This is a genomic window from Streptomyces sp. NPDC046925 (assembly GCF_040644915.1).
In the GTDB taxonomy this organism is placed as follows: domain Bacteria; phylum Actinomycetota; class Actinomycetes; order Streptomycetales; family Streptomycetaceae; genus Streptomyces.
In genome coordinates this window covers 98,090-121,403 of the sequence record NZ_JBEYWZ010000019.1, presented here as the reverse complement: position 1 = coordinate 121,403, position 23,314 = coordinate 98,090, and the positions used below count along the sequence as shown (strand labels likewise).

The 23,314-nt window shown below is 71.1% G+C and carries 25 protein-coding genes; 18 read left to right on the top strand and 7 right to left on the bottom strand.

Translation table 11 applies throughout. The features are described 5' to 3' along the window. Positions 1-117 precede the first annotated feature (117 nt). The 7 genes from ABZ906_RS43180 to ABZ906_RS43150 all read left to right on the top strand — a co-directional run bounded on the left by ABZ906_RS43180 (position 118) and on the right by ABZ906_RS43150 (position 6,761). On the top strand, positions 118-1,278 hold the full coding sequence (locus ABZ906_RS43180) for a glycosyltransferase (protein ID WP_361392472.1): 1,161 nt from the start codon (positions 118-120) through the stop codon (positions 1,276-1,278). Continuing rightward, complete coding sequence (locus ABZ906_RS43175) at positions 1,275-1,979, top strand: hypothetical protein (protein WP_361392469.1); 705 nt, start codon at positions 1,275-1,277, stop codon at positions 1,977-1,979. Before ABZ906_RS43180 ends, ABZ906_RS43175 begins: the two co-directional genes overlap by 4 nt. Continuing rightward, positions 1,976-3,205: a hypothetical protein gene (locus ABZ906_RS43170; RefSeq protein WP_361392466.1), complete on the top strand. Its 1,230-nt coding sequence runs from the start codon at positions 1,976-1,978 to the stop codon at positions 3,203-3,205. Before ABZ906_RS43175 ends, ABZ906_RS43170 begins: the two co-directional genes overlap by 4 nt. Then, positions 3,205-4,074: a glycosyltransferase family 2 protein gene (locus ABZ906_RS43165; protein ID WP_361392463.1), complete on the top strand. Its 870-nt coding sequence runs from the start codon at positions 3,205-3,207 to the stop codon at positions 4,072-4,074. The genes ABZ906_RS43170 and ABZ906_RS43165 overlap by 1 nt, the downstream gene beginning before the upstream one ends. Positions 4,075-4,142: 68 nt before the next feature. Beyond that, complete coding sequence (locus ABZ906_RS43160) at positions 4,143-4,667, top strand: ATP-binding protein (protein WP_361392460.1); 525 nt, start codon at positions 4,143-4,145, stop codon at positions 4,665-4,667. A gap of 132 nt (positions 4,668-4,799) precedes the next feature. Next, on the top strand, positions 4,800-5,789 hold the full coding sequence (locus ABZ906_RS43155; RefSeq protein WP_361392457.1) for a hypothetical protein: 990 nt from the start codon (positions 4,800-4,802) through the stop codon (positions 5,787-5,789). A gap of 333 nt (positions 5,790-6,122) precedes the next feature. Next, on the top strand, positions 6,123-6,761 hold the full coding sequence (locus ABZ906_RS43150; protein WP_361392546.1) for an HNH endonuclease family protein: 639 nt from the start codon (positions 6,123-6,125) through the stop codon (positions 6,759-6,761). Between the two features lie 19 nt (positions 6,762-6,780). Here the strand turns inward: ABZ906_RS43150 and ABZ906_RS43145 are convergent, their stop codons facing one another. From ABZ906_RS43145 to ABZ906_RS43135, 3 genes are all read right to left on the bottom strand, one after another. Beyond that, positions 6,781-7,155: a fic family toxin-antitoxin system, toxin component gene (locus ABZ906_RS43145; protein WP_361392454.1), complete on the bottom strand. Its 375-nt coding sequence runs from the start codon at positions 7,153-7,155 to the stop codon at positions 6,781-6,783. 1 nt (position 7,156) lies between these two features. After that, positions 7,157-7,384, bottom strand: coding sequence for a hypothetical protein (locus tag ABZ906_RS43140; RefSeq protein WP_361392451.1), 228 nt, complete (start codon positions 7,382-7,384; stop codon positions 7,157-7,159). A gap of 126 nt (positions 7,385-7,510) precedes the next feature. Next, positions 7,511-7,936, bottom strand: a complete 426-nt coding sequence (locus ABZ906_RS43135) for a DUF6300 family protein (protein WP_361392448.1) — start codon at positions 7,934-7,936, stop codon at positions 7,511-7,513. Between the two features lie 100 nt (positions 7,937-8,036). Between ABZ906_RS43135 and ABZ906_RS43130 the strand changes: the two genes are divergently transcribed. Next, a complete protein-coding gene (locus tag ABZ906_RS43130) occupies positions 8,037-9,002 on the top strand; it encodes an ATP-dependent DNA ligase (RefSeq protein WP_361392543.1) in 966 nt (321 codons plus the stop codon). An 86-nt stretch (positions 9,003-9,088) separates the two neighbouring features. Then, on the top strand, positions 9,089-9,847 hold the full coding sequence (locus ABZ906_RS43125; protein ID WP_361392445.1) for a hypothetical protein: 759 nt from the start codon (positions 9,089-9,091) through the stop codon (positions 9,845-9,847). A 131-nt stretch (positions 9,848-9,978) separates the two neighbouring features. Here the strand turns inward: ABZ906_RS43125 and ABZ906_RS43120 are convergent, their stop codons facing one another. Next, positions 9,979-10,599, bottom strand: coding sequence for a hypothetical protein (locus tag ABZ906_RS43120; protein ID WP_361392442.1), 621 nt, complete (start codon positions 10,597-10,599; stop codon positions 9,979-9,981). A gap of 180 nt (positions 10,600-10,779) precedes the next feature. Between ABZ906_RS43120 and ABZ906_RS43115 the strand changes: the two genes are divergently transcribed. Further along, positions 10,780-11,400 carry a hypothetical protein gene (locus ABZ906_RS43115; RefSeq protein ID WP_361392439.1) on the top strand — a complete coding sequence of 207 codons (621 nt, stop codon included), beginning with the start codon at positions 10,780-10,782 and terminating at the stop codon, positions 11,398-11,400. 208 nt (positions 11,401-11,608) lie between these two features. Beyond that, positions 11,609-12,535: a DNA-3-methyladenine glycosylase 2 family protein gene (locus ABZ906_RS43110; protein ID WP_361392436.1), complete on the top strand. Its 927-nt coding sequence runs from the start codon at positions 11,609-11,611 to the stop codon at positions 12,533-12,535. Between the two features lie 133 nt (positions 12,536-12,668). Here the strand turns inward: ABZ906_RS43110 and ABZ906_RS43105 are convergent, their stop codons facing one another. Continuing rightward, positions 12,669-12,902, bottom strand: a complete 234-nt coding sequence (locus ABZ906_RS43105; RefSeq protein WP_361392433.1) for a hypothetical protein — start codon at positions 12,900-12,902, stop codon at positions 12,669-12,671. A gap of 258 nt (positions 12,903-13,160) precedes the next feature. Between ABZ906_RS43105 and dnaE the strand changes: the two genes are divergently transcribed. The 5 genes from dnaE (at position 13,161) to ABZ906_RS43080 (ending at position 19,597) form a co-directional block, all read left to right on the top strand. Continuing rightward, positions 13,161-16,652 (top strand): DNA polymerase III subunit alpha, encoded by a 3,492-nt coding sequence (gene dnaE / locus ABZ906_RS43100; RefSeq protein WP_361392430.1) that lies wholly within the window; start codon positions 13,161-13,163, stop codon positions 16,650-16,652. A gap of 5 nt (positions 16,653-16,657) precedes the next feature. Continuing rightward, positions 16,658-17,695: a hypothetical protein gene (locus ABZ906_RS43095; RefSeq protein WP_361392427.1), complete on the top strand. Its 1,038-nt coding sequence runs from the start codon at positions 16,658-16,660 to the stop codon at positions 17,693-17,695. A 1,140-nt stretch (positions 17,696-18,835) separates the two neighbouring features. Then, positions 18,836-19,003 (top strand): hypothetical protein, encoded by a 168-nt coding sequence (locus ABZ906_RS43090; RefSeq protein ID WP_361392424.1) that lies wholly within the window; start codon positions 18,836-18,838, stop codon positions 19,001-19,003. 38 nt (positions 19,004-19,041) lie between these two features. Further along, positions 19,042-19,227 carry a hypothetical protein gene (locus ABZ906_RS43085; protein ID WP_361392421.1) on the top strand — a complete coding sequence of 62 codons (186 nt, stop codon included), beginning with the start codon at positions 19,042-19,044 and terminating at the stop codon, positions 19,225-19,227. An 82-nt stretch (positions 19,228-19,309) separates the two neighbouring features. Next, positions 19,310-19,597 carry a hypothetical protein gene (locus ABZ906_RS43080; RefSeq protein WP_361392418.1) on the top strand — a complete coding sequence of 96 codons (288 nt, stop codon included), beginning with the start codon at positions 19,310-19,312 and terminating at the stop codon, positions 19,595-19,597. A gap of 40 nt (positions 19,598-19,637) precedes the next feature. Here ABZ906_RS43080 and ABZ906_RS43075 read toward each other — a convergent pair whose 3' ends face one another. Beyond that, entirely contained in the window at positions 19,638-20,291 is a 654-nt protein-coding gene (locus ABZ906_RS43075; RefSeq protein ID WP_361392415.1) for a hypothetical protein, read from the bottom strand. 93 nt (positions 20,292-20,384) lie between these two features. Here ABZ906_RS43075 and lexA point away from each other — a divergent pair, with 93 nt between their 5' ends. Together lexA and ABZ906_RS43065 are read left to right on the top strand one after the other, a co-directional pair. Beyond that, positions 20,385-21,044, top strand: a complete 660-nt coding sequence (gene lexA / locus ABZ906_RS43070) for a transcriptional repressor LexA (protein ID WP_361392412.1) — start codon at positions 20,385-20,387, stop codon at positions 21,042-21,044. Positions 21,045-21,142: 98 nt separating this feature from the next. Next, the gene (locus ABZ906_RS43065) at positions 21,143-22,228 is read left to right on the top strand and encodes a hypothetical protein (protein WP_361392409.1); all 1,086 of its coding nucleotides are present in this window, start codon (positions 21,143-21,145) and stop codon (positions 22,226-22,228) included. 209 nt (positions 22,229-22,437) lie between these two features. On the opposite strand, the gene ABZ906_RS43060 is transcribed toward ABZ906_RS43065, so the two are convergent. Next, on the bottom strand, positions 22,438-22,677 hold the full coding sequence (locus ABZ906_RS43060; protein WP_361392406.1) for a hypothetical protein: 240 nt from the start codon (positions 22,675-22,677) through the stop codon (positions 22,438-22,440). Positions 22,678-23,314 lie beyond the last annotated feature (637 nt).

The window sequence follows — 23,314 nt, the reverse complement described above, 5'->3', positions numbered from 1 at the left end:
TGATGAATGAGCGGTGCGTGACTTCAGTTCATCATTCCGTCACTGTCTGCGCTGCCGGTTTCCTTCCCCTATCCGGCCTGCCCCGACCCTGCAGGCCCCAGCGGACGGAAGACCTCGATGAGTCAGCGTGTGCTGTATCTGCTCAACATCTCCAACCCTGACCGGCTGGCATCCGACTCGGGCTGGATCTTCGCGGACCTGCTCGCCCCGGCGCTGGCGGATGCCGGGGCGCAGGTCACCGTCGCAGCTCCGGCCGCGGCCGGGGACGGGCGGGCCGCCTTCTGGCGTACCGCGGTGCCGGGCACGAAGTACCGGGCCCGCTTCGCACCCGACCTGGACGAACTGGTCGCCATGATCCGTGAAGTGCGTCCGGACATGGTGGTAGCCAACCAGATCGAGGCCGCGCCCGCGGTGCGCACCGCTCTGCTGGAAGCGGGCAGCGGAGCGGTGTTGGCGGGATACTGCCACTACCTGCCGTTCTCCTTCACCGCCGGACAGCAGCTGCGGGTGGATCCTGCCTTCGACGACGCGGGGCTGGGGCGCAGTGTGCTGCTGGCCTTCGCCGCCGGGCTGGCCGCCTGCGATCGTGTCCTGGTGCACTCGGGCACCGCGGCCTCCTGGACGGCGGCGGGCGCCTCCCGGATGTCCCTGGATCTGGGCGAGAAGCTGCGGGTGGTGCCCGCACCGCGCGACGAACGCCTGGTCCGCGATCCCGCCGAAGCCGCCGCGCCCGCCGGAGGCGGGGCGGTCGGCATCTACAACCATCGCTTGTATGCGCACTACGGCACCGCCCGGTTCGTCGACGTCGCCCGGCAGATGACCGGGCCGCTGGTCCGGCTGCGGGTCATGGACCTGTTCGGGGACCGTGGCAGCGGCCGCACCCGCCTGGACTCCAGCCCCGAGCGGCACCGCTCCGAACTGGCCGCGCTGCCCGGCGTGGAGGTGGTCTCCGACCGGGGCGACCGGGTCCGCTACCGCCAGCAGCTGGCCGGCGCGCACTTTGGCATCGCGCCGTTCCGCGCGGGCTGCCCGTGGTCGATGTCGGTGATCGACTGCCAGGGCATGGGCCTGCCGGTCATCGCACCGCGCTGGGGCTGGCTCGCCGAGCACATCGACGACGAGCTGCTTTTCGACACCAACGCCGAGGCCGTCGCCCTGGCTCACCGGCTCGCCAGCGACGCCGAGTTCTATGCCGTGCACGCCAAGCGGGCCCACGCATCGACCGCCGACCTCACTCCCGCCCTGGTCGCGGCCCGCTACCTGGAGGCGATCTCATGACCGGGTTCGATGCGCTGATGCTCTCCTTCGACGAACCGCTGGCAGACAAGCTGCACGCCCGCCTGCAGCGGGTGCTGGGGCTGCAGGCCAAACGGCTGCACGGCGTGCACGGGATGCGCCGCGCCTACCGGCTGGCCGCCGAAGTCGTCGATGCCGAGCAGTTCCTCCTCGCGGACGGCGACTTCGTCATCGACGCCGAGTTCCCTGCCGGCGCGATCGAGCCGCTGGCCGAGGGGGTGTCGCTGCGGGTGTGGCGTGCGGTGAATCCGCTCAACGGGCTGGTCTACGGCTACGGCGGCCTCAAGCTGGTGCGCCGCAGCGCGCTGCGGGAGCTCGGCGAGGCCGTCGATGTGCTGGCCGCGCTCCCGGGAAGGATCGAGTTCTCCGCGGAGGTCGCGGGGACGACGCGGATCAACCAGAGCCCCTACCACGCGTGGAAGGCCGGTTTCCGGGAGTGCGCGATGCTCGCACGCGGCAGCGAGTACGGGATGAGCGACAGCCAGAGCGCCGCGCGGATCGCGGCCTGGACCTCCGCCGGGCAGGGCGAGTTCGCCGCCTACGCCACCGCCGGTGCCCGGGAAGGTGTCGCCTTCGCGGGCGAGGCGGCCCGGGACGTGGGCCGGTTCGAGGCGCTCAACGATCCGTCCTGGCTGTCCGAGCGGTTCGCCGCCGCGCACGGCGAGCAGGCGGTCGCCGGATGAAACACCCCCTCGTACTGATCGAGTTGTACGCCCACCGGCTCGGCGGGCACCACCAACACGCTCTGGTGGCGCTCGCCGGCACCAGAGCTGACACGGTGGTCATCGCCCCGTACGGGGTCGCCGCCGAGGCGGCGGCCGCGCTGCGCGCCTCCGGTGCGCGGGTGAGCGGCCCGGTCGGCCCGGCAGCCCGGATGCTGTCCCTCGCGGCCGGCGCCGCAGCGGCCCTCTCGGCTGCCGGGCAGCGCCTCTTCGCCGCCCGGCGCTGGCCCACCGGCGTGCGGCGGGCCCCGCACCAGATCACCCTGCTCGCCCGCTGCCTGAATGAAGCCGCTTGCCTGCGCACCGCCCGCCGGCTCGCGCCGGACGCGGCCGCGGTAGTGGTGCTCAGCGCGAGCGAAGCCCTGCACGGCGCCGCGGCCCTGCTGGGCGGACATCCGCATCTGCGGTTCGTCCACGAGAAGGTCACCACCGAGGACGCGCCCGCCCGGCTGATCGGGCGCCTGGCCCGCCGCGGCGAGCAGCACGTACGCGCGCTCTGCCCCACCAGAGCCGTACGCGACCAGATCGCCGCCGGATTCCCTCAACTGGACGCAGAGGTGCGCACGTTCGCCGTGGACGACGGCCGACGGCTGAGCCGGGCCGAGCGCGAGGGGGCCCGCACGGCCTTTGCCATCCCGCCCGGCGAGCAGGCGGTGTGCCTGGTCGGCGGATGGTGGCCGCACAAGGACATCGGCGTCATCGACGCCGCCCTGCCCCGCTTGACGAAGGACCTGCACCTGGTGGTCAGCGGCCACCCCTGGGACGAATCGACGCTGCAGCGGTGGCAGGGCCTGCCGCAGGTGACCCTCCACACCGTCCCCGGACCGGTGAGCGAGGAGGTGCTGCGGATCATCCTCGGTGCCGCCGACGCCGTTGTGGTCACCCGCCACCCAGGTGTCGGCAAAGAATCCGGCCTGGTCATGGGAGCCGTCCGGCACGGCGTCCCCCTCATCGTCTCCGACCACGATCCGGACCTCAACGCCCGTCTCACCGGCCAGGACTGGGCCCTGACGTTTCCCGCCGGGGACCCGGCCGCCCTCGCCGCAGTCCTGGACCATCTCCGCGTCGAGCATCTGCCGAGACCCGGCCCCGGCGCCGCCCACGCAGTGGGCCAGCCCGCCGCGGACGAGCAGACCGCCTTCCTCATCGACGCCTACCGCCGCCTGCTCGCCAAGGAGGAGTCCTGATGTCCGTCAACCCCGCACTGATCGCGGTGATCGGCCCCGTGGAACCCGCGCTGCTGGCCGCCTGGACCGCCCACTACCGGCACCTGGGCATCGAGCGGTTCCACCTCGCCTTCCACTTCCCCGAGCACGTGCCCGACGCCCGGCGCCACCAGCTCATCGCCGCCGGCCGGGAGCTCGGTCTCCCGCCCGCCGCCGTCAGTACCGGTCCGTGGCACGAGCACACCAACACCGACCTGCGCGACGCCCTGCGCGAGCAGGCCGGCCACGGCTGGCATCTGCTCGCCGACGCCGACGAGTTCCAGACCTACCCGGCCCCGCTCGCCGACATGATCCACGCCGCCGACGACGCCGGACAGCCTGTGCTGGGCGGCCTCATGCTCGACCGCGTCGCCGCCGACGGCCGCCTCGCCCACTGGCGGCCCGAGCAAGGGGTGGATGGCGCGTTCCCGCTCGGCGGACACCTCACCCACCGTCTCCTGCAGGGCGACCCCCGCAAAATCGTCCTCGCCCGGTCCGGGATCACGGTGGCCTCCGGGAACCACCGGGCACCCGGCCACCAACCCGACCTCACAGCGCTGGCCTGCGTCCATCACTTCAAATGGCGCTCGGGCGTGCTGGAGGACCTGCGGCGACGGGCGGACCGGTTCGGCTGCGGCGCCTGGCAGGAACACACCCCGGCCGTACGCGAGGAAGCCGCCCGCCTGCTGGAGCACACCGCCCGCCACGACGGCCTCATCGACATCGCCGACCCCCGCCTGGCCTTCCGCCGTGTGACCCTCGACCAAATGCCCGCCGGGTGGCAGCACGAAGCCCGCACGATCACCACGGCATGGCACCCGCCCCAAGCACGCACCAACGCCCGCCGGTGATCCTGCACCCGCAGGACCGGGGCGAGCAGCCACAATGACAGCAGCGCCTGCCCGTCGAAGGGATCACCGTGAGCACGTCCACGTCCACGCCGCTTGCCGTGCTGCTGGCCGGCATCACCGGCTCCGGCAAGACCGTGCTCGCCCAGTCCCTGGCCGCCACCCGGGGCCTGGTCCGCCTCTCGGTCGACGAAGAAGTCCACCGCCTCCACGGCCGCTACGGCGTCGACTATCCCGAGCACGAGTACTTCGCCCGCCAGCGCCCCGCCCTGGACGCCGTGCACCAGCGGCTGGCCGATGAACTGGCCGCCGGCCACGACGTCGTCCTCGACCACGGCCTGTGGCTGCGCACGGACCGGGACTTGTGGAAGAAGACCGTCGAAAGCGCAGGCGGCCGCTGGATCCTGGTATATCTCCCGGTCGCGAAGGAAGAACTGCTGCGGCGCCTGGCCGAACGCAACGAGCGCGCCGATGCCAACGCCCTCACCGTCACCCCCTCCGCACTGGACGACTTCTTCGCCCGCTTCGAGGCCCCGGCACCCGACGAGAACGCCATCAGCGCCGATGACCTGGACCGGATGCTGAAGGGCCACTGACCAGCCCGCACCGAACGCGACGCTCCTACGGGTTGGTGCGCGGCTATGTAGAGGATTGCGTCGGCCACCTTGGTCCACAGCTGTCCCCTGGCTAGTCTCACCGTGATCTCGGCAGCCGATTCGAGGGGGCGCATGACAGCGGCACGAGGGCCCGAGGACCTGCACCGCCGGGCGGAAGAGGGGGACGAGTACGCACAGCTCAGGCTCGGCGATTGGTTTGCCCGGAACGGGTACCTGCGCGAGGCGCTGAAGTGCTTTGAGCCGCTGGCCGAAGCGGGCGACCGCCACGCCCTGATGATGGTCACCGCCGTGGTGCTCTCACTGGCCCGCGCCAGCTCACGCTACCGGCCATCGGCCGAAGCCGTGCTGCGCAGCCAGGGGAAGCTGGTCAAGCTGGCGTGCGAGATGCGGCGCTGGAAGGGCAGAGAGGCCGACGCGCGCGAACTCCTGGTGCGGCTGGCGGTGGAGGAAGGAGATCGGGAAGCGGTCTCGGTATTGATCGACATCGATCACGACAGCCCTGAAGCCGTGATCCAATGGCACTGCCTGGACCTCGAGCTGGGGTCCACGAGCTGGCGCGAGCTTGACGAACTCATGCAGGCACTGCACCACCAGGACGGGACTGCCAAGCTGCGAGACCGCGCCCGTCATGCCGTGCGTACCGCTCAGAGGCGGGAAGCGCTGCTGGAAGCGCAGGCAGCGCTGGCAGCGGCCTACACCCCGGTCCGTCATCACCCCCCGGCTATGAGCCGGGCGAGCGACGCGGCGATCATCGTGGGGGCCGCGGCCGCCGTTCCCTTCGCCCAGGCCATCGCGACGCAGGCGGGCAGTGATTTCTATGCCTGGGTGCGGCAGCTCTTCAGTCGCGCTGCGGGGCGCAACAGCGAGGAGCTGACCGAGAGAATTGCTACCGAAGCGGCCCTGTACGTGGTGGGGGAGCCCCAGACCAACACCTGGCTGGAGATGCGCGGTCGCCCCACTGATGAGGCCCTGGCCAAGCTTGCGGAGACCGATCTGGAAACCCTCGCCGCCCCCGACCCGCAGGGGCGGGCCGTCACTGTCTGCTGGGTGCCCGCGGCCGGGCAGTGGCAGCGACGGGTCCAGGAGCCCGGCGGGCGCTAGCTTCCCAGTGGTCACGGCCAACGCCTGCAGTCAGCCTTCCATGACACAAGGTCAAATTCGCTGGCGCAGGACATCTGTCGACAACCCGAATGCTCCAACGCCGTCGTCGCTGCGTCAGCCGGAGGGCAGGCTGCAGTTGGCTCCGCCGCCGGGCGGGCTCCTCATACGCCGATGACACTTACCGCTCGTGCGGGTGACACCAACGCCTTGTACGGCGCGGCGGGCAGGGGCAACTCGCTACGAAGACCACGAACCGTTTTGTGCTCTTCGAGGAGACCCGTGCCTGCTATCACCCGTGCTGCCGTCCTGCTCACCACCGCAGTCGCCCTTGTCATCCCGGCCGCCCCTGCCCAGGCCGCCCCTGCCGCCGGCTCCACTGCGGCGCCGAAGGCCGGCGAAACGGTCACGCGGCCGCTGCTGACCGCGCTCAAGTCCCTGCCGGTCCGGGAAGAGGACCGCACCGGCTACCAGCGCACCTCCTTCAAGCACTGGGTGGACGCCGACAAGGACGGCTGTTCTACCCGGGCCGAGGTCCTCAAGGCCGAGGCGCTGACCGCCCCTGACCAGGGCGCCAAGTGCAAGCTGAGCGGCGGTCGCTGGTACTCCGAGTACGACGACCGGTACGTCGAAGGCCCCTCCGGTCTCGATATCGACCACCGGGTGCCGCTCGCCGAATCCTGGGATTCCGGGGCCAAGGACTGGAGTGCGGACGAGCGCCGCGCGTACGCGAACGACCTCGGCGACGAGCGGGCATTGATCGCTGTCACGGCGAAGTCCAACCGGAGCAAGTCCGACCAGGACCCCTCGACCTGGATGCCTCCGGCCGAGGGCAACCGCTGCGAGTACGTGAGCCAGTGGGTTGCCGTCAAGACCCGCTGGAAGCTTGCCATCGACCCCAGCGAGGAATCCGCGCTGGCCGAGAACGCCACCCGCTGCCCCAACACCCCGATCACCGTGCGGCTCGCGCGGTAGCCGGCGGGGCGGGCCCGGTTCAGGTCCAGGTCCTCAGCGCGGCCGCCACGTCGCGTACGTCCAGGCGGCCCTCGATGACCCCGGCCACCAGGGCGACGGCGTCCTTGCTGCTGACCTTGGCCTCGATGCCGCTGGCGTGGAGGTAGGCGTAGGCGACCTGCGCGGCGAACAGCTCGTTGGAGTGCTCCAGGGCCGGGACCCGGGCCAGCGAATGCAGGAGGGCCGCGGCCCGGTGGTGCGGGGCGTCGTAGACCAGGGTGCCCATGACGGTATGCCGGTGGCGGGCGACCGCAGCGCCGATCGCGCCGTGATCGGTAACGTCGGGATCTCCGGGAACCAGGGTCTGCGCCGCCTCCAGCAGCCACCGCTCGTCGATGATCAGGACGAAGGACATCTCAGGCCGCGTGGCCGGCGGAGCCCGCGCCGAATTCGTCGGCGAAAGCCCGGCCGTGCTCGTCGGCAAAGGCCTTGGCCGCCGCGGTGAACCGGGGGCGCGCGAGATCGGCGGTCAGCAGCTGCTGGGCGTAGCGGTCGGGCTCGGCCTGGCCGCCGTCGGCCGCGGCCTGGCGCACCAGCTCCGCGTATGTCTCATCGTCGATCTGCAGACGGATCTCCTTGGCCATGCCTCTACGGTAGCCGCACCGGCCGCCCGGCAGACAGGGAACGGGCCGGCGCTCGACATCCCAGGGCTCCGTCGCCGGGGCGCGGCAGCTGTTTGCGGGCTGCCGCCCGGCCCGGTGTCGTGCCGCTCAGCCTCTCCCGCGGGGTGTGAGGCCGGGGCGGGCCTGCGGGCCCGGAGGCGGCGCGGTGCGGGGCGCGCGGGCCCAGCCGTGCGTGTGCATGGTTTCGTCCTCCCAGTCTTCGAACAGCCGGGGCAGGCGGGCGGCGCTGCGCTGGGGGTCGCGGTGCCAGCGGATGAACGCCCCGGCGGCCGGCTTGTGGGCGTCGCAGGCCGGACAGAGCTCCATCCACACGCCGGTCATCAGAGGCCCGTGCCAGTGCAGCAGGAGATCGGTGCCGCAGCGCGAGCAGGGCCGGGCCGGCTGGTCGTCGCCGTCAGCATCGGAGGTGCGGGCCAGTTCGTCGTCGGTGACGTGGTCGAGAGCCCCGTCGATGTTGGCGACGCGGGAGAAGGAGCCGTCGGGGCGCAGGAGGTAGCGCCAGATGAGGGCCATGCCGGCCTCCGTAAAGGTGTGCGGTGACACGGATGGCCACGATCCGCCCGATTCGCGATCGCGGTCAAGAGGCGGGTGGAAGGCATGTGGTGTGACGTGGATGCTTCCCGAGCCGATGCTCGCCGAGCCGGTGGCCAGCCCGCTCCTGCGGCCCGGTTGGGCGGGCGAGCCCAAGTGGGACGGATTCCGGGCCGGACTGTCCCTCGACGGCGGACAGGTGCTGTTGCGCTCGAGGCGCGGCACCCAGATGGCGGCGGCGTTCCCGGAGGTGGTGGCCGGGGCCGTGCAGCTGCCGGATGCGACGGCGTTGGACGGGGAGCTGGTCGTGTGGGAGGCGGGCCGGCTCGCGTTCGAGCGGCTGCAGAACCGGCTGCACCGCCGCGGCGCCGGAGCGGCGGCGGCCGCGGCCCAGTGGCCGGCGCACTACGTGGCCTTCGACGTGACACGTCTGTCAGGCACCGACACCACAGCCTGGCCCTATCGCCGGCGGAGGGCGGCGTTGGAGGATCTCTTCGTTGCCTACGGCCTGACGGCGCCCTGGGCGCTGTGTCCCTCGACCACTGACCCGGCCACCGTGCGCGAGTGGCTGACCTGGACAGCGGTCGGCATGGAGGGTCTCGTTTTCAAGAGTTTGGATGCCCCCTACCGGCCCGGGGCGCGCGGCTGGCAGAAGTACAAGGTCCGCGACACTGCTGAAGCCCTAGTCGGCGCCGTCACCGGAAGTCCTGCCGCTCCGGGCACCCTTCTGCTCGGCCGGTACGACGCGACCGGGCGCCTGCAGTACACGGGACGTACCGCCCCGCTCGCCCGGGCGGCCCGCGGCGCGCTGTCCGGCCTGCTGGAACCCGCCTCCCGAGAGCATCCCTGGACCGGTTGGTCGTTCTCCGCAGGATGGGGGACCACGAAGCCGTTGCAGGTCACGCTGGTGCGACCTGAGTTGGTGGTGGAGGTGGACGTCGATGTGGCCAGGGACGCGGCCGGACGGTGGCGCCACCCCGCACGCCTGCACCGGCCCCGCCCCGATCTGCGGCCCTCCGACGTTCCGCTGCTGCCGTCCCCGCCCTGACCTTCCCGGCACGGTCCAGCTGCATGCAGGCCGGCACCGCCAGCCGGTGTCCCGGGCAGAGACGGGGCGCTGGCTAGGCTGGCACGGTGAGCGTGTCCCTTCGCCGGCTTCCCGGTGACCCTTCCGATCTGTACCTGCGTATCGCCTTTCGCGACGACCTGGAGGACACGCCGAGCAGCGAGACGCTCGAACGCTGGGAGGTCACCATCCACCAGCGCGGGGCCCATGACGGCCCCGGCGCCGGCCGGGCCGCGCGCGGCGAACGGGCGCAGGAACACTCTGCCGCCGTGGACCGTGATGACGGCACGGTGGGCCAGATGACCTTTTACCGCGTCCATCCGGACCGGGGCATGAATGCCTGGCTGGCTTTGACGGAGGCCTCCGAAGACCTCGCAGAGATCGCCCGGGCGGTGCTTGACCCGGACACCGGCAACTTCACCACCGCCACCTCCCACCTCCTGGAGTACGCGGGTGTCGACCTGTTGGTCATGGACCGGGTCCACCTGGCGAGGGATCTGAGGGGACACGGTCTGGGGGCGATGCTGGCCTGTGAGGCGATCTACCGCCTGATGCCGGGGTGCCGCGCCGTGGCCTGCTCCCCCGGCCTCTCCGACCACGACCGGGAGCATCGGATCGATCAGTCCGAGTGGGACCGCGTCCTGGCACAGATCGCCAAAGGGTGGGAGCGGGTCGGCTTCCGGCACTACGAGGACAACGTCTATCTGCTTTCCCCGGCCTCCGAGCTCGTGGAGGAGCAGCGGTCGGTGCTGCGGCGCGAGTTCGCGGAACTCGGCGCTGCCTGGCGTGCGAGCGCGGCCCGGGGGCAGGCGGCCCCCAGGACGTAGGGGTGCCGCGTCGCGGCCGGCGGGCTCCGCAGCACCAGGCCCTGCCGATCGCCCGGTAATCCGGTCGCCGAATTCAGCTGCCGAGCTGATCCGGTGCTGCAGAGTCCCCTCGCCCTCACGGTGCAGGTGGCTCAGAATCCCCAGGGGTCGGGGTGCGCGGTGCGCTTCGGATCCTGCGACCAGACAAGCCGGGTCTCCAACTGGTCTCCCAGAAACTCGGCCAGGCGCTCCACCATCCAGCCGTTCCAGCAGACAGCGGTGGGAAATTGCGTCGGCCTGAAGGCCGGGAGCTCAGTCGGAACCGCATCCGGTCGGAAGACCGACGTGCGGATGCGGCCGAGCTGGTCGGGAGGCGACGACTTCTCCTGGTCGAGGCAGTCGACCGCGCGCTCCACGAGGTAGAGGAAGTACTCGTCCCCCCGGGCGTCCCGGCCCCGCGGGCGGGTGTCGGCAGCGTCGATGTGCACCGGCAACAGGCGGCCGCCCGCACGGAGATCGTCCCCCAGTCGGTCGGCCAGGCGGCGGCTGAGAGCGGGCGAACTCGGGTTCCCGCTGGGGAAGTCGCTCTTCCGCCACCGCGTATCGCCTCCCCATGCAGCGCTGAAAACGGTGGGGTGCGGCCCCCGGGAGCCACCCAGTTGCCAGCGCATGACATCCACCAGGGAATTGTCGAAGCAGAGCAGCTGGAACTCCCGCATGCTCGGCAGCAGGCGGTACACACTGAGGGGCTTGTTCTGCTCTTCCGGCGTCATCCGCGCGTCGCCTTCTGCCTTCCGCTGTCTGTCACGGGAGACCACCCGCGATCGTTTGGGCCCGCTGGAGCCGAGACGGCAGCCCGCGCGCACGGCCGTATCGTCACATCCCGTTGCCGCTGGCAGGCCATCGGTACCGGCCCCGATGACTGTCAGTGGCCGCGTCTAGGGTCAGGGCCCATGAGTTCTTCCCTGAGCGTGTACCTGCTCGACGTGGCCGCCACGCGCGCCCTGATCGGTTCCCGCGACCAGCAGCTGCTTTCCGTCATCCGCGACAACTACGGTGCCCAACTGGCCCATGCCGACGACGAATTCTCCTCCGCCGTCAAGGAGGGCGCGCCCACCGCGCTCGAGGCACTGACTGCCGTCGTCAACGGCGGGCCCTTCAGCGACAACCCGGACCACGCCTTCCAGTACGGCTACGCCTATAAGCGCCTGTGCGACCTCACCGGCTCGTTCCTCGACAACCACTGCTTCACCCCGCACCGCGGCGACTGGCTGTCCGACGTCGATGCCGGGCTGACCGCGCTGGGCGTCACCGCCGTATCCCCGGAAGACTTCTGGTTCGGCTCGCTGCCCTCCCCCCTGCCGCGGGCGCACACCCCCGACTGCGGCCAGTGGACCCACGAACAGTGCGTCAAAGCCCTGGAACAGTACGAGGCCGCCAAGACCGCTATCGACGCGGGCGGCCGGGCCCCGACCCTGGAGCCCGAGGTCGAACAGGCCGCCCTGCAGTGCATCGGCTGGATACGGCACGCGGCAGGCCGGCCGGGCTACGGCGTCATCGGCTTCCGCTTCTAGGTTCCGCCGCGGGCCCCGGGGCGGGCTGTGATCTCCTGCAGCACCGCGCTCCGTGGCCGGCGCTACGGCTCTATTCGTTGCAGTGGCAGCCCGCACGCACCAGGCAGCAGCGGCACGAGGGGCGCTGTTCTTTCGCCAGGTCGCCGCACGGCTGGAACCGGTCGTCCGCGGGCCCCGGGCGCCGGCCGGGGGCATTTAGTCTGAACGCATGGCCTCGCGTGTCTGGGCTCCCCCTGCCCCCTACGACCTCACGCGCACCCTGAGGGTGCTGCGTCGCGGCTCTGGGGACCCCACCTGTCGGCGCGAGGCAGACGGCACCTGGTGGCGCACTTCTCTCACCCCGCAGGGTGCCGCCACCGTGAAGATCTCCTGCCGTACCGAGGCGGGATCAGGACCGTTGGTCACCGGCGAGGCGTGGGGGCCGGGTGCCGACTGGGCGCTGGACTTCCTGCCTGCGCTGCTCGGCGAGGAGGACGACCCCTCGGCGTTCGTCCCGCGCCACCAGGTGGTCGCGGCCGCGCACCGCAAGTACGCGGGGCTGCGGTTGCCGCGCACCTCGCTGGTCATGGAGTCGTTGATCCCGAGCGTGCTGGAGCAGCGGATCACGACGGGCAGTGCGCACTATGCCTGGCGCCGTCTGGTCTCCCGCTACGGGCAGGAGGCGCCGGGGCCGGCGCCGGCGGGCATGCGGGTGATGCCGCCGCCGCGCGTGTGGCGCATGATCCCGTCCTGGGAGTGGCACCGGGCCGGCGTGGACCGTGCCCGCGCCGCCGCGATCCTGCGGGCCTGTCAGCGGGCCGCGCGCCTGGAGGAGGCCGCGGCCATGGAACTGCCCGACGCGATGATCCGCCTGCAGGCGATCCCCGGGATCGGGCCGTGGACCGCGGCCGAGACCCTGCAGCGCACCCTGGGCGCGCCGGACGCGCTCACGGTCGGTGATCTGCACCTGCCCGTGCAAGTCACCTATGCCCTGACCCAAGGGCAGCAGCGGGACGGCACCGACGAAACCATGCTGCAGCTCCTGGCTCCCTATGCCGGGCAGCGTCACCGGGCGGCGCGTCTCATCCTGCTCGGTGGCCGTCTGCCGGACCGCCGGGCCCACCGGGCACCGCACAGCCGCATCGCCCACCTTTAAGGCGCAGGGTGAGGACGCTTGGCCGCCCCGCCCAGTCGGTCGTCGGGCGCCGTATAGGTGAGGAGCGGCGTCGTCAGGAGTGAGGCGGGCCCGGTCGCTTCGCCGGGAAGCGGGCTTGAGTCGCCAGTGGCGTTCAGGGCCCGGCCGTCTCGCCGAGCCCGGCTGTCCAGGTCTTCAGCAGGGTTTCTTCCTCGGGGTCGTCTGCCTGCACCGAGAGCGTGATGACCACACCGGGGATGGACCCGTAGACGCCGATCTGGCCCTTGTACTTGGCTTCGGCGACTTCCTGCACGGTCCACCAGCCGGTCACTGCTGGGCCGTCCTCGCGGAACTGCAGTCGAACGATGTACGTGCCGGGTTGCGCCATGCCCGCAGCTTCGCACGCCTGGCCGAATCAGAGAGGGTCCGGCGGGGGCGGCTGCACTGCTGCGGCCCGCTGCGACGGGTATCGGCGCAGGTGAGGTCTACGCGGCCCCGCCGGGTGAGGGCTGCTGTAGCGATGGGATTCAGCCGTGATCGATTCGCCGCATTCACTCTTTCGAACTATTGTGCGAGTAGTGGTGATCGTGGCCCACTGGGACGGGACAGTCGGGCAGGGGGTGGGTTGAGCGGCAGGAGGTGCGTGATGGACGGCTTTGCGCATCTGCATGCCGCCTCCGGCTACTCGGCCCGCTACGGCGCCTCGCTCCCGCATCACCTGGTGCGCCGCGCCGCGGAGCGCGGTGTCGGCGCGCTGGCGCTGACCGACCGGGACACGGTGGCCGGCACGGTGCGTTTCGCGAAGGCCGCGGCCGCCGCCGGGGTCCGACCGATCTTCGGTGTCGACCTCGCGGTCGCCCCTGCCACGGACCGGGAAGCAGTGGGGGCGCGGCGCCGGTCGCCGGTGCGCGGGGGTGCGCATGTCGTGGAGGCGCGGTGGCGGGTGACGCTGCTGGCGCAGGATGCGGGCGGCTGGGCGCGGTTGTGCCGGATCGTGTCGGCGGCGCATGCCGGCCCGGTGGAGGGGGTGCCGGTGGCGCCGTGGCCGGTGTTTCAGGAGCACCTGGGCGCGGGTTTGGTCGTGCTGCTGGGTCCGTCCTCGGAGCCGGTGTCCGCGCTGACGGCCGGCCGTCCGGACCGGGCCGAGGAGCTGCTGGCGCCGTGGCGGGTGATCGCGGGCGCGGGGCTGCGGCTGGAGGCGGTCTATCTGGGGCGTGGCGGGACGGGGGCGGGATCGTTGCGGTTGGCGGCGCGCACGGTGCAGCTGGGCGACGACCTGGGCGTGCCCGTCGTGATCTCGGGTGCGGTGCGCTACGCCGATCCCGCACAGCACCGTCTGGCGGATGTGCTGGATGCGGCCCGGCTGCTGCGCCCCATCGACCGGCGGGCCCTGGACAGCGGCGAGCGGTGGCTCAAGGGCCCCGACGAAATGCGCGCGGTGGCCGCGCGGATCGCCGAGGCTGCCGGGCACGGCCCGCAGCGGGCGGCCGCGCTGCTCGCCGAGACTGACGCGGTCGCCGCCTCCTGCACCCTGACCGCAGCCGGCCTGGGCATGGGACGCCCGCACTTCCCCGAGCCGCACGTGGTCGGCGCGGACCGGTCGCGCGGCGGGGCGATGCGGCTGCTGCGCCGGCGCTGCGAGGCCGGCATGGCCGCCCGCGGCCTGGAGGGAGATCCGGCGGCGGTAGGGCAGCTGGACTACGAGCTGGAGGTGATCGGCCGGCTCGGCTTCGAGGGCTACTTCCTGGCGGTCGCGCAGGTCGTCGCGGACGTGCGGGCGATGGGCGTGCGGGTCGCTGCCCGCGGGTCGGGGGCCGGGTCCATGGTCGATCATGCGCTGTTCGTCGCCACGGCCAACCCCCTGGAACACCGGCTGTTGTTCGAGCGGTTCTTGTCGGAGCGGCGGACCTCGCTGCCCGACATCGACCTGGATGTGGAGTCCGCGCGCCGCCTGGAGGTCTACGACCGCATTTTCGAGCGGTTCGGGTCCGAGCGGGTCGCGGTGACCGGGATGCCCGAGACCTACCGGGCCCGGCACGCGCTGCGCGACACCGGCCTGGCGCTGGGCATCGCCCCGCAGGCCGTCGATCAGGTCGCCAAGTCGTTTCCGCACATCCGGGCCTGCGACATCCGCTCCGCGCTGGCCGAGCTGCCCGAGCTGCGCCAACTCGCCGCGCGGCGGAAGGAGTTCGGGCCGTTGTTCGAGCTCGCCGAGGGCCTGGACGCTCTGGTGCGCGGCTACGCGATGCATCCCTGCGGGGTCATCTTGTCCAATGCGTCGCTGCTGGACCGGCTGCCGGTGCAGCCCACCCCCGGCGGCAACTACCCGATGTTGCAAGCGGACAAGGAGGATGTGGAGGATCTGGGCCTGCTGAAGCTGGACGTGCTGGGGGTGCGGATGCAGTCGTCGATGGCGCACGCGGTCGGCGAGATCCGCCGCACCACCGGCCGCCAGCTCGACCTCGACAACCCCGACCACGTGTCCCTGGACGATGCGGCGACGTTCGAGATGATCCGCCGCTCGGACACGATCGGCTGTTTCCAGATCGAATCGCCCGGCCAGATGGACTTGGTGGGCCGGCTGCAGCCGCGCCACCTCCAGGACGTGATCGCCGACATCAGCTTGTTCCGCCCCGGACCGGTCAAGGGCGGCATGCCCGCCCGGTTCATCGCGGCTCGGCACGGCGCCGCCCCGCACTACCCGCACCCCGACCTGGAGCCGATCCTCGACGACACGATGGGCGTGGTGATCTGGCACGAGCAGATCATCGCGATCCTGTCCCGCATGACCGGCTGCGACCTGGCCGCCGGCGACGTCGCCCGGCGCGCCCTGGCCGACCCCGAACGCCTGCCCGCCCTGGAGGCCTGGTTCACCCGGTCGGCGACCGCGCACGGCTACAGCCCGCAGGTCGTCGCCGAAGTCTGGGACGTAATCAAGGAATTCGGGGCGTACGGGTTCTGCCGGGCGCACGCGGTCGCCTTCGCTGTTCCCGCGGTGCAGTCCGCCTGGCTCAAGGCCCACCATCCCGCGGCGCTGTATGCGGGGCTGCTGGAGCACGACCCGGGGATGTGGCCGATGCGGGTGATCGTCGCCGACGCCCGCCGCCACGGCGTGCCGGTGCTGCCCGTCGACATCTCCCGCTCCCGGGCCGAGCACCGCATCGAAGCCACCGGCACCGGCGGCCGGAGCGGGTGGGGGGTGCGGCTGGCGCTGTCCACCGTCAAGGGCATCAGCGAGGCGGAGGCCGCCCGGATCGCCGAACACCAGCCCTACGCCTCGCTGCAGGACTTCTGGCAGCGGGCCAGACCCTCGCTGCCGATCGCCGAGCGGCTCATCCAGATCGGCGCCCTGGACGCGGTCAAGGGCAACCTCACGCGGCGGGACCTGCTGCTGCAGGCCACCGAACTGCACCGGCACACCCGCAACCGGCGCACCGTCACCGGGCAGCTGGCGCTGGGCGGCGACCTGGTCACCGCCGAACCCAGCGGCCTGAAGGAGCTGTCCGGCCGCGAGCGGATGAGCGCCGAACTGGAGGTGCTGTCCATCGACGTCTCCCAGCACCTGATGGAGCACCACCACCGGCTACTGCGCGAGCTCGGCGCCACCGACGCCACCCACCTGCAGCGCCTGCACCCCGGCCAGAAAGTGCTGGTCGCCGGCGTGCGCGCCTCCACCCAGACCCCGCCCATCCCCTCGGGCAAACGCGTCATCTTCGTCACCCTGGAAGACGGCGCCGGCCTGGTCGACCTGGCGTTCTTCGAGGACTCCCACGACGCATGCGCCCACACGATCTTCCATTCCGGGCTGCTGTTGGTGCGCGGCAGCGTGGAGGCGCGCGGTCCGCGGCGCACCGTGGTCGGCGAGATGGTCTGGGACCTGGAAGCCGTGGCGGCCGCCCGCCGCGACCACGGCCCGCAGGCCGCCCTGGACCTGCTCGGCCACAGTGCCCCCTCCCCCACGCCCGCCCAGGCCTCCGCGCCCGCGACTGCGGGAGCGGAAGCGGCGAATCCGGGCCGCGTTTTGCAGGACGGCCAGGCCGGAGCGAGGCTGCATCCGTGGGCCGACCTCGAGCCCGCCGGCAGCCGCTCGGCCGACCTGCGCCGCCTGGGCCACCGCTCCGCCGGCTCGGCCGGGTGAGCGCCATGCCCGCACCCCCACCGCAGCACGCGGCAGGCCGGCGCCCGCGGTGGGTACTGCGCGTGCGCTTCGACCTCGCCGGACACCCGGAAGCGGATGCCGTGTTCGAGCAGCTGCTCACGCTGGTGGCAGACCTCACCCCCGTCTACCAGCCCTATCCGCAGGACTACAGCGTCGACCTTGATGTCACCGGTGCCCTGCGGGTTTTCGACCGCACCGCCTACGAGCTCGGACAGCTCCTGCAACTGCGGGCCATCGCCTGGTACGGGGTGCGCACCGCCGCGATCGGCGGCGGCCGCTCCCCGCTCATCGCCGCCATGGCCGCCGCCACCTCCCACGGACACGTCACCGTCATCGCCGCCGACGACGCATCGGTGGCCGCCTTCCTTACTCCGCAGCCGCTCACCGCACTGCCGGGCATCGGACCGGCCACCGCCAGGACACTGAACCGCTACGGCATCAGCACGATCGGACAGCTCGCCGCCACCCCCGCCGGCCCGCTGGCCCGCCTGCTCGGCGCGCACGCCGCCCGCGAACTCCACACGCGGGCACGCGGGCTGGACGACCGGACCGTACAGCGCACCGCCCTGATCCGCTCCACCAGCACCAACCGCGCCTTCGACCGCGACGAACTGGACCCGGCCGCGCACCGGCGCGCCCTGCTCGCCCTGGCCGACGAACTCGGCCAGCGCTTACGGGAAAGCGGCGAGGTCTGCCGCACCCTGACCCTCACCGTCCGCTACGCCGATCGCAGCCACACCACCCGCAGCCGCACCCCGGCCGAACCCACCAGCCACTCCCCCGCCCTCGCCCGCACCGCCTACGACATCTACCAGGCCCTCGGCCTGCAGCGCGCCCGCGTGAGGTCCCTGGCCCTGCGCGCCGATCTCGTACCGGCCGCAGCCGCCCACCACCAACTCAGCCTGGACGCCGGCGACGACAAGGCCCGGCGGATCGAGTCCGTCGCCGACCGGGCCCGGGCACGCTTCGGTCCGCACGCGGTCAAACCCGCCACCCTCGCCACCCGGCGCCCGCCCGATTGATCAAGCGTTCCGTTCTGGGCCGACGCGGCAGTAAGTCGCCGATCGCGGCAACGCATCGGGGCATGGGACCCGTCCGGGCGGCAAACCCGCGCACCCTCTTTCGCCGCGGCGTCGGCCCGTGACGGCATCGCGGCGATAGTCCGTCGCTGCGCTCTATGCGCCCCCGTACGGCGAGGAGGGGCGCGGCCACCGGCAGCCGAGCCCTGTGCCGGGCGCGGGAGAACGCAATCCGCGCTGCCTCGGGGCCGACCGGTCATCCCCATGACTTGCGCTACTGACCTGCAATTTCATGCAGCGGAGCGAAACAGAAATGTACCCGCCCCGGGGGTATTGGACAGATTAAAAGGGTCACGCCGCAGCCCGATTTCGGCAGGCGCCGCGCGACTCCTGAATGGTGATAGTGTGCATCCCGCATTACCTTCCCTGCGGTCGTGGGTTACGACGGCCGTGTGACCCACACACGGGAAAGGAAGGGAATGATGCACGGCCCGCAGAAAAACCCGCAGGGTGAGGAAGGTTCACCTTCCGAACGGGAGGGGAAGACGCCGCCCCCGTGGGTACAGAGGACTCAACTGGCCGCCAGCCTGGCCTGCACGGTCCTCGAAGCCGCTACGGCAACAGTGACGCTGTGGCAGGCAATCTGGAACCGGTAAGGGCCCGCTTTGCACGCCAGTGACGTGCAAGGCAGGCCCCTCGGTTGCATGGAGGGCTCGCGTCTTGCTTTGGATGGCGGCGCGGGCCCTCTCTTGTTTACGCTGCGAGGCTAGCACAAATCAATTGCGCTAGCTCAAGCGACAAATCAAATGGTTCCTGGAAACTCTCCGAGCGTTTCGTGCGCAGCCATTTGATTTCCGCCATTGAAGCGCCTGAACAATTTGGCGCGGGTTCCGCAAAATACAGGCGGGGGATTTCGTCGACGCCGCGGGGTATTTGGTGTACCGGCATCACGGGGCGCGGGCTTCTGCGGGTGTGACGGGAGCCGCGCAGGAGTGGGTGAGTGCGCGGGTGAGTAAGTGAATATAGTACGTGCGCTTGTGAAAACCGCACGTCAGGGGCCTTTGCCGCGCTGAAGCCTGATCGATGCGGGCACCCGGGGTCAGGCTCCGCGCCTGATTTCCCTGGAGAGAGCCGCAGCGCGCAGTGCGGACCCATCGACGCGTCGTGGTCGGCGGCGTGTTCGCCCTGGCGCTGTTCGTCGTCCTGGCGGTGATGGAGATCAGAGCGGCAGTCATCATCGTCGCCCTGGCCCTCTTCACCGCGCTGGTCCTGCTCGTCGGCAGCACGGTCAGCAGGCACCGCCACCTGTAGCCGCACCGGTTGTCAGTGCCACCGGCCATGATGGCGACATGTCGATCACGATGAAGAACTACGGCCTCACCTGGACCAGCGCTGACGGCCGGAACCGCGCGTCCGTCTGCAGCTACGACACCGGCAGCGCCCAGAACCGCAAGGCGAGGCTCGAGGCCGACGGCTGCACCAAGGTCCAGATCCACGAGACGAAGCCGGGCCAACCGGTCGAACCGCGGCCCTGACGCCCGCGCACAGGTGCGAGCCGGGCACCGAGGCGGGCCTGCCAGCCCGGCGCCACCGCCGCCGTCCCGTACAGGAGCAACCGTGACCAGCGAGCTTGAACGCTTCATCAGGATCTACCTGCATTACGAGCAGGCCCAGGATGTCCGGGGAGATCTGCGCTCCACGCTGCACGCCTTCAATGCTTCCTTCGTCGCCGGTGTCCGCGACGGCCTCGAGAAAGTACTGCGCACCCGGGAGCTGTCCGTGGCCGGCTACGAGCGGCTCACCGACGTGGAGTTCGGTGACGAGGACGCCCTGTACGACTACCTGGACCAGATGCGCCAGTACCTCTTCGCCGACCGGGCCGATCAGCCGCTTCCTCCCGAATAGCGCGCCCGGCGGCTCCGGCACTTGGCGGCAGCCCAGGGAGTCAGCCGGTGATGGAGAAGAAGATCGTGTCCTGGCTGTACCAGTCGCATTCCTGGGTGCTCGATTTCCATGCGTCGTGCTCGACGTCCAGTCTCTCGATCAGGAGCAGGAGGTCATAGGTGAACTCGGGGTTGATCCGGTCCAGCACCGCGCGGTAGGTGTCGGCGGCGGGCTTGGCCCTGTCCAGCGGCCACATGCCGATGTGGGGCCCGTCCACGGGATACGGGATGTGGAAGGGGATCTCGGCAGGCGGACCGGAGAACAGGCGCGCGTGGGGCAGCAGGTCGGCGCTGACGCCCAGGCGGCGCAGTTCGTCGTCCAGCGCGCTGAAGAAGGCAGCGGGCCGGGAGTACACGCCCAGTTCCTCGGGATCGCAGGCGTTGACGTCGATGAGGCACTGCAGGGCCCGGTAGTAGGCGCAGGCCGCATGGGCGGCATCGGAGTCGGCGTGGCCGGCTATGAGGTGCTCCAGCGCGTCCGGGACGGACAGGCCTGGGTTGAGGCCCTCGGGGTCGATGTCGGACTGCTGGGTCCGGGCCTTCTCGCGAGCCCGGGCCAGCGCGCGCTGCTGGTCCTCGGTGAGCCGGTCCGTGGCCCCGAGGAGCCCCGCGACGTCGGCTCGTTCGGCAGTGGCGTAGGTGATGATGCTGCTCATGCACGTCATGCTGCCAGCCGCCGCGACAGTGCCTGCGACCAGGCGGGTCCGGGGACTTCTCCCCGGGGTGGCGGGGGTGATGCAATGCGCGGTGTGTCCGACGGATCCCTGCCCAGCGCGCTGCCGTCCGGCCCGGCTGATGGCCTGACTGCCCGCCAGGAACGGGTTTTGCGGGCGATCCGGGACTCGATCCGTGTGCGCGGATACCCGCCGTCCCTGCAGGAGATCGGTGCGGCGGCCGGGCTGACCAGCACCTCCTCGGTCAGTCACCACCTTGAGGTGCTGTGCAAGAAGGGATGGCTGCGCAACACCCCTAACAGGGCGCGCTCCTACGTGCCGGCCGACCTGGTACCCGAACCTGATGCGGCTGCGCGCGAGACGGGCGTGGTCCGCGTCCCGCTCGTCGACGTCGCCTCTGGTGGGGGCGCGGCCGCGGTCGAGCTGGTCCTGGAGGTGCTCGACTTCCCCCGCCAACTGGTCGGGGACGGGGAAGTGTTCGCGACGGTCGTCACCGGCCGCCTCATGGAGTCCGCGGGCGTGCTGGACCAGGACTTGGTGGTGGTCCAGCGCCACGAGCCGGCGCAAAGCGGCGACCTGGTGGCCGTGGTGCTGGACGGTCAGCCCACGGTGCGTCTGGTGAAGAGGGACGGCGCCGACGTGTGGCTGCTGTCCGCCAACGGCGCCGACCGGCCGCTCTGGTGCGATGAAACTGCCCTCCTGGGCCGGGTGGTCACCGTGCTGCGCTGCCTGTGACCTAGGGGGCCCGAACGGACCAGTGGAGTTGGCCCCGAGGATCTGCGGGCTGTGCGGACTCACGTGCTCATCCCTGACAGAGCCGGGATCATGAGCGCATGAAGGACGACGACAACGCGGGCGCAGAAGAACACGATGACGAGAACGCGGAAGCAGACGGTACGTCGGAGGCGGAGTCGGGGCAGGAGGACCCCGTCGGCCTCGCTACCGGGAAGGCGCTCCGAGGGGCCGCGGCGCGGATCACCTCCGTCAACCGCGCGCTCACCCCCGTGAGCCGCCAGATACTGCTGTCGGAGGACACCCGGCGGAGCATCGCCCACATGACGGGTGCACACGCCGCGACCGTCCGGGCCGCTCTGGACGCGCGACGGCTCGTATCCACCGGATACGGCCGGGTGTTCCAGGATCTCTTCACTGACACGTATGACTGGCCCAGGCTCCTCGGCGCCGCCGTAGGAAGGGTGTCTCTCCCCCAGTCGCTGCTGGACCAGCTCGGCGCGACGGCTGCGATGTTCCTCCCCGCGAACCTCCGCGGCCTCGGTCCCGCGGAACTGGACACGATCCTGGAATTGAGTGCAGCCGATGGGCTGTCCCTGGGATGGGCACCGCGACAAGAGATCGTCCGAACCCTTGTCTCGCTCCGTACACGGGACGAGCGCTCCGCACTCCTTGCCGAGCGCCGCGCCGACGTCCTTGACGACACCGAGACCAGTCTCAAGATCGTCGAGCATCCCGAACTCGTCGGGATGGTCGCCATCTTGAACGCTGCGGTTCGCACCGCCCGAGCCGGCCTCGATGAAGGCGCGCAGGCGCTGGCAGGCAACGTGCTGGAGACCGCGATGAAGCAGCACGGCAACCTCTGGATCAGGCGCTCCTTCCCTCAAGTGACCTATCCCAAGGGCAATCACCACAGCACCATCAGCAGCGTCCTGGACGACGCGAACGATTGGGGCGACCTCACACTGCTGCAGTTCAAGCACTTCTTGGTGCTCGCCGGCATGCGCAACGCGTTCTCCTTCGACGACACGCAGGACACGTTCAACCGCCATCTCGGAGCACACCGTGCCTCGCCCGACACCTACCGTCCGCAGTTCGTTCTGCCGGCCATCCTCCTCGCCCACGCCCTGCTGCGAGCTCTGAACCAGGACCTGGCGCACTCCGGCGGCGCTGTGGCCGACGCATAGACAGCTCCGCAGTATCACTAGTCTGCGTCCGAGGCTTATGAGTCAGCTGAGGGAGAGGGCCAACGCGTGGCGGCGCTGATTGCACAAGTCCCGCCCGGAATGACACCGGGCGGGGCTCTGAGCGGCTCGGTACCGGAACGGCCCCTGCCCAATGAGCGGCCGGACCCGCTGCGCCTTCCGGTGCGACCGAGAAGGCCGGGTCCGGCCCTCTACGGCGTGGGCTGTTCCGACTGGGCGGGCGGCGCCTGCGGCGGCGCGAATGTCGACGCAGGCGGGGACGGGCTCTCGGGCTGCGGCCTGGCCGCAGACGGGTCCTTGTCCATGAGGAGGACGAAGACGGTCACCACGGAGAGGCCGACGACTATGGCCGTCCCCAGCTTCTGGTCTCGGTAGGCCATGTAGACCGCGGCCCCTCCGAGCGCGAGGCCGACGATGAGAGTGAGCATCATCGGGCACCGCCGGAGGGGGGCTCGGCCGAGGGCATCGTGCGGGGGCAGGAGCCAAATGAGGTCCCCCCATGTGACTTTGGGGCGCGCGGCCCCTTAGTCTCGGTTCCAGCGCTGATGGCTTCGATCCAATCTTGATGTCGGCTTCTGGCAGGAGCACGAGTCGGGTGGCGGGCTGTCGGACTACGTGAGCGGCCCCCCGTTGGCGCGGGGGGTCGCTGTTTTTTGCCTCCTGGTGTCGAAGGGCGGCTTGTCGGACTACGTGGTGACCCGCAGCGTCCCGTTGGCGCGGGTGGTGAGACGAGGCCACCCGGGTCGGCGTAGAAATCGACCCGGATGACTGTGTTTCACCGTGCAGTTGGTCAGAGCAGAAGAGTACGCAGTGAGGACGGGCCCGTTGTAACACCACCCGTACGGGAGGCAGCCCCCGGCGGATCGCCGGGGCTCCGTGCGCGGTTGGTTGGCGTCACGTGACCAGTTCTCCTCACAGCAGGACGTCGCTTCGACGGAACGCGCGGGGCCTGCGGAAGCCGGATGGGGAGCCCGTCGTCGCGCCGAAGAGACTTCGTGGGGAAAACCCTACTCAGCACGCCGACACCCGAGACCCGGGCCATGCACGGCTCCGGCGTACTGGCGCCCC

Bases quoted from the DNA above. Each gene is read 5' to 3' on its own strand.
- ABZ906_RS43180 (WP_361392472.1), top strand. From the start codon at position 118: ATGAGTCAGCGTGTGCTGTATCTGCTCAACATCTCCAACCCTGACCGG.
- ABZ906_RS43175 (WP_361392469.1), top strand. From the start codon at position 1,275: ATGACCGGGTTCGATGCGCTGATGCTCTCCTTCGACGAACCGCTGGCA.
- ABZ906_RS43170 (WP_361392466.1), top strand. From the start codon at position 1,976: ATGAAACACCCCCTCGTACTGATCGAGTTGTACGCCCACCGGCTCGGC.
- ABZ906_RS43165 (WP_361392463.1), top strand. From the start codon at position 3,205: ATGTCCGTCAACCCCGCACTGATCGCGGTGATCGGCCCCGTGGAACCC.
- ABZ906_RS43155 (WP_361392457.1), top strand. From the start codon at position 4,800: ATGACAGCGGCACGAGGGCCCGAGGACCTGCACCGCCGGGCGGAAGAG.
- ABZ906_RS43145 (WP_361392454.1), bottom strand. From the start codon at position 7,155: ATGTCCTTCGTCCTGATCATCGACGAGCGGTGGCTGCTGGAGGCGGCG.
- ABZ906_RS43140 (WP_361392451.1), bottom strand. From the start codon at position 7,384: ATGGCCAAGGAGATCCGTCTGCAGATCGACGATGAGACATACGCGGAG.
- ABZ906_RS43135 (WP_361392448.1), bottom strand. From the start codon at position 7,936: ATGGCCCTCATCTGGCGCTACCTCCTGCGCCCCGACGGCTCCTTCTCC.
- ABZ906_RS43130 (WP_361392543.1), top strand. From the start codon at position 8,037: ATGCTTCCCGAGCCGATGCTCGCCGAGCCGGTGGCCAGCCCGCTCCTG.
- ABZ906_RS43120 (WP_361392442.1), bottom strand. From the start codon at position 10,599: ATGACGCCGGAAGAGCAGAACAAGCCCCTCAGTGTGTACCGCCTGCTG.
- ABZ906_RS43115 (WP_361392439.1), top strand. From the start codon at position 10,780: ATGAGTTCTTCCCTGAGCGTGTACCTGCTCGACGTGGCCGCCACGCGC.
- ABZ906_RS43110 (WP_361392436.1), top strand. From the start codon at position 11,609: ATGGCCTCGCGTGTCTGGGCTCCCCCTGCCCCCTACGACCTCACGCGC.
- ABZ906_RS43105 (WP_361392433.1), bottom strand. From the start codon at position 12,902: ATGGCGCAACCCGGCACGTACATCGTTCGACTGCAGTTCCGCGAGGAC.
- dnaE (WP_361392430.1), top strand. From the start codon at position 13,161: ATGGACGGCTTTGCGCATCTGCATGCCGCCTCCGGCTACTCGGCCCGC.
- ABZ906_RS43095 (WP_361392427.1), top strand. From the start codon at position 16,658: ATGCCCGCACCCCCACCGCAGCACGCGGCAGGCCGGCGCCCGCGGTGG.
- ABZ906_RS43085 (WP_361392421.1), top strand. From the start codon at position 19,042: ATGTCGATCACGATGAAGAACTACGGCCTCACCTGGACCAGCGCTGAC.
- ABZ906_RS43075 (WP_361392415.1), bottom strand. From the start codon at position 20,291: ATGAGCAGCATCATCACCTACGCCACTGCCGAACGAGCCGACGTCGCG.
- ABZ906_RS43065 (WP_361392409.1), top strand. From the start codon at position 21,143: ATGAAGGACGACGACAACGCGGGCGCAGAAGAACACGATGACGAGAAC.
- ABZ906_RS43060 (WP_361392406.1), bottom strand. From the start codon at position 22,677: ATGATGCTCACTCTCATCGTCGGCCTCGCGCTCGGAGGGGCCGCGGTC.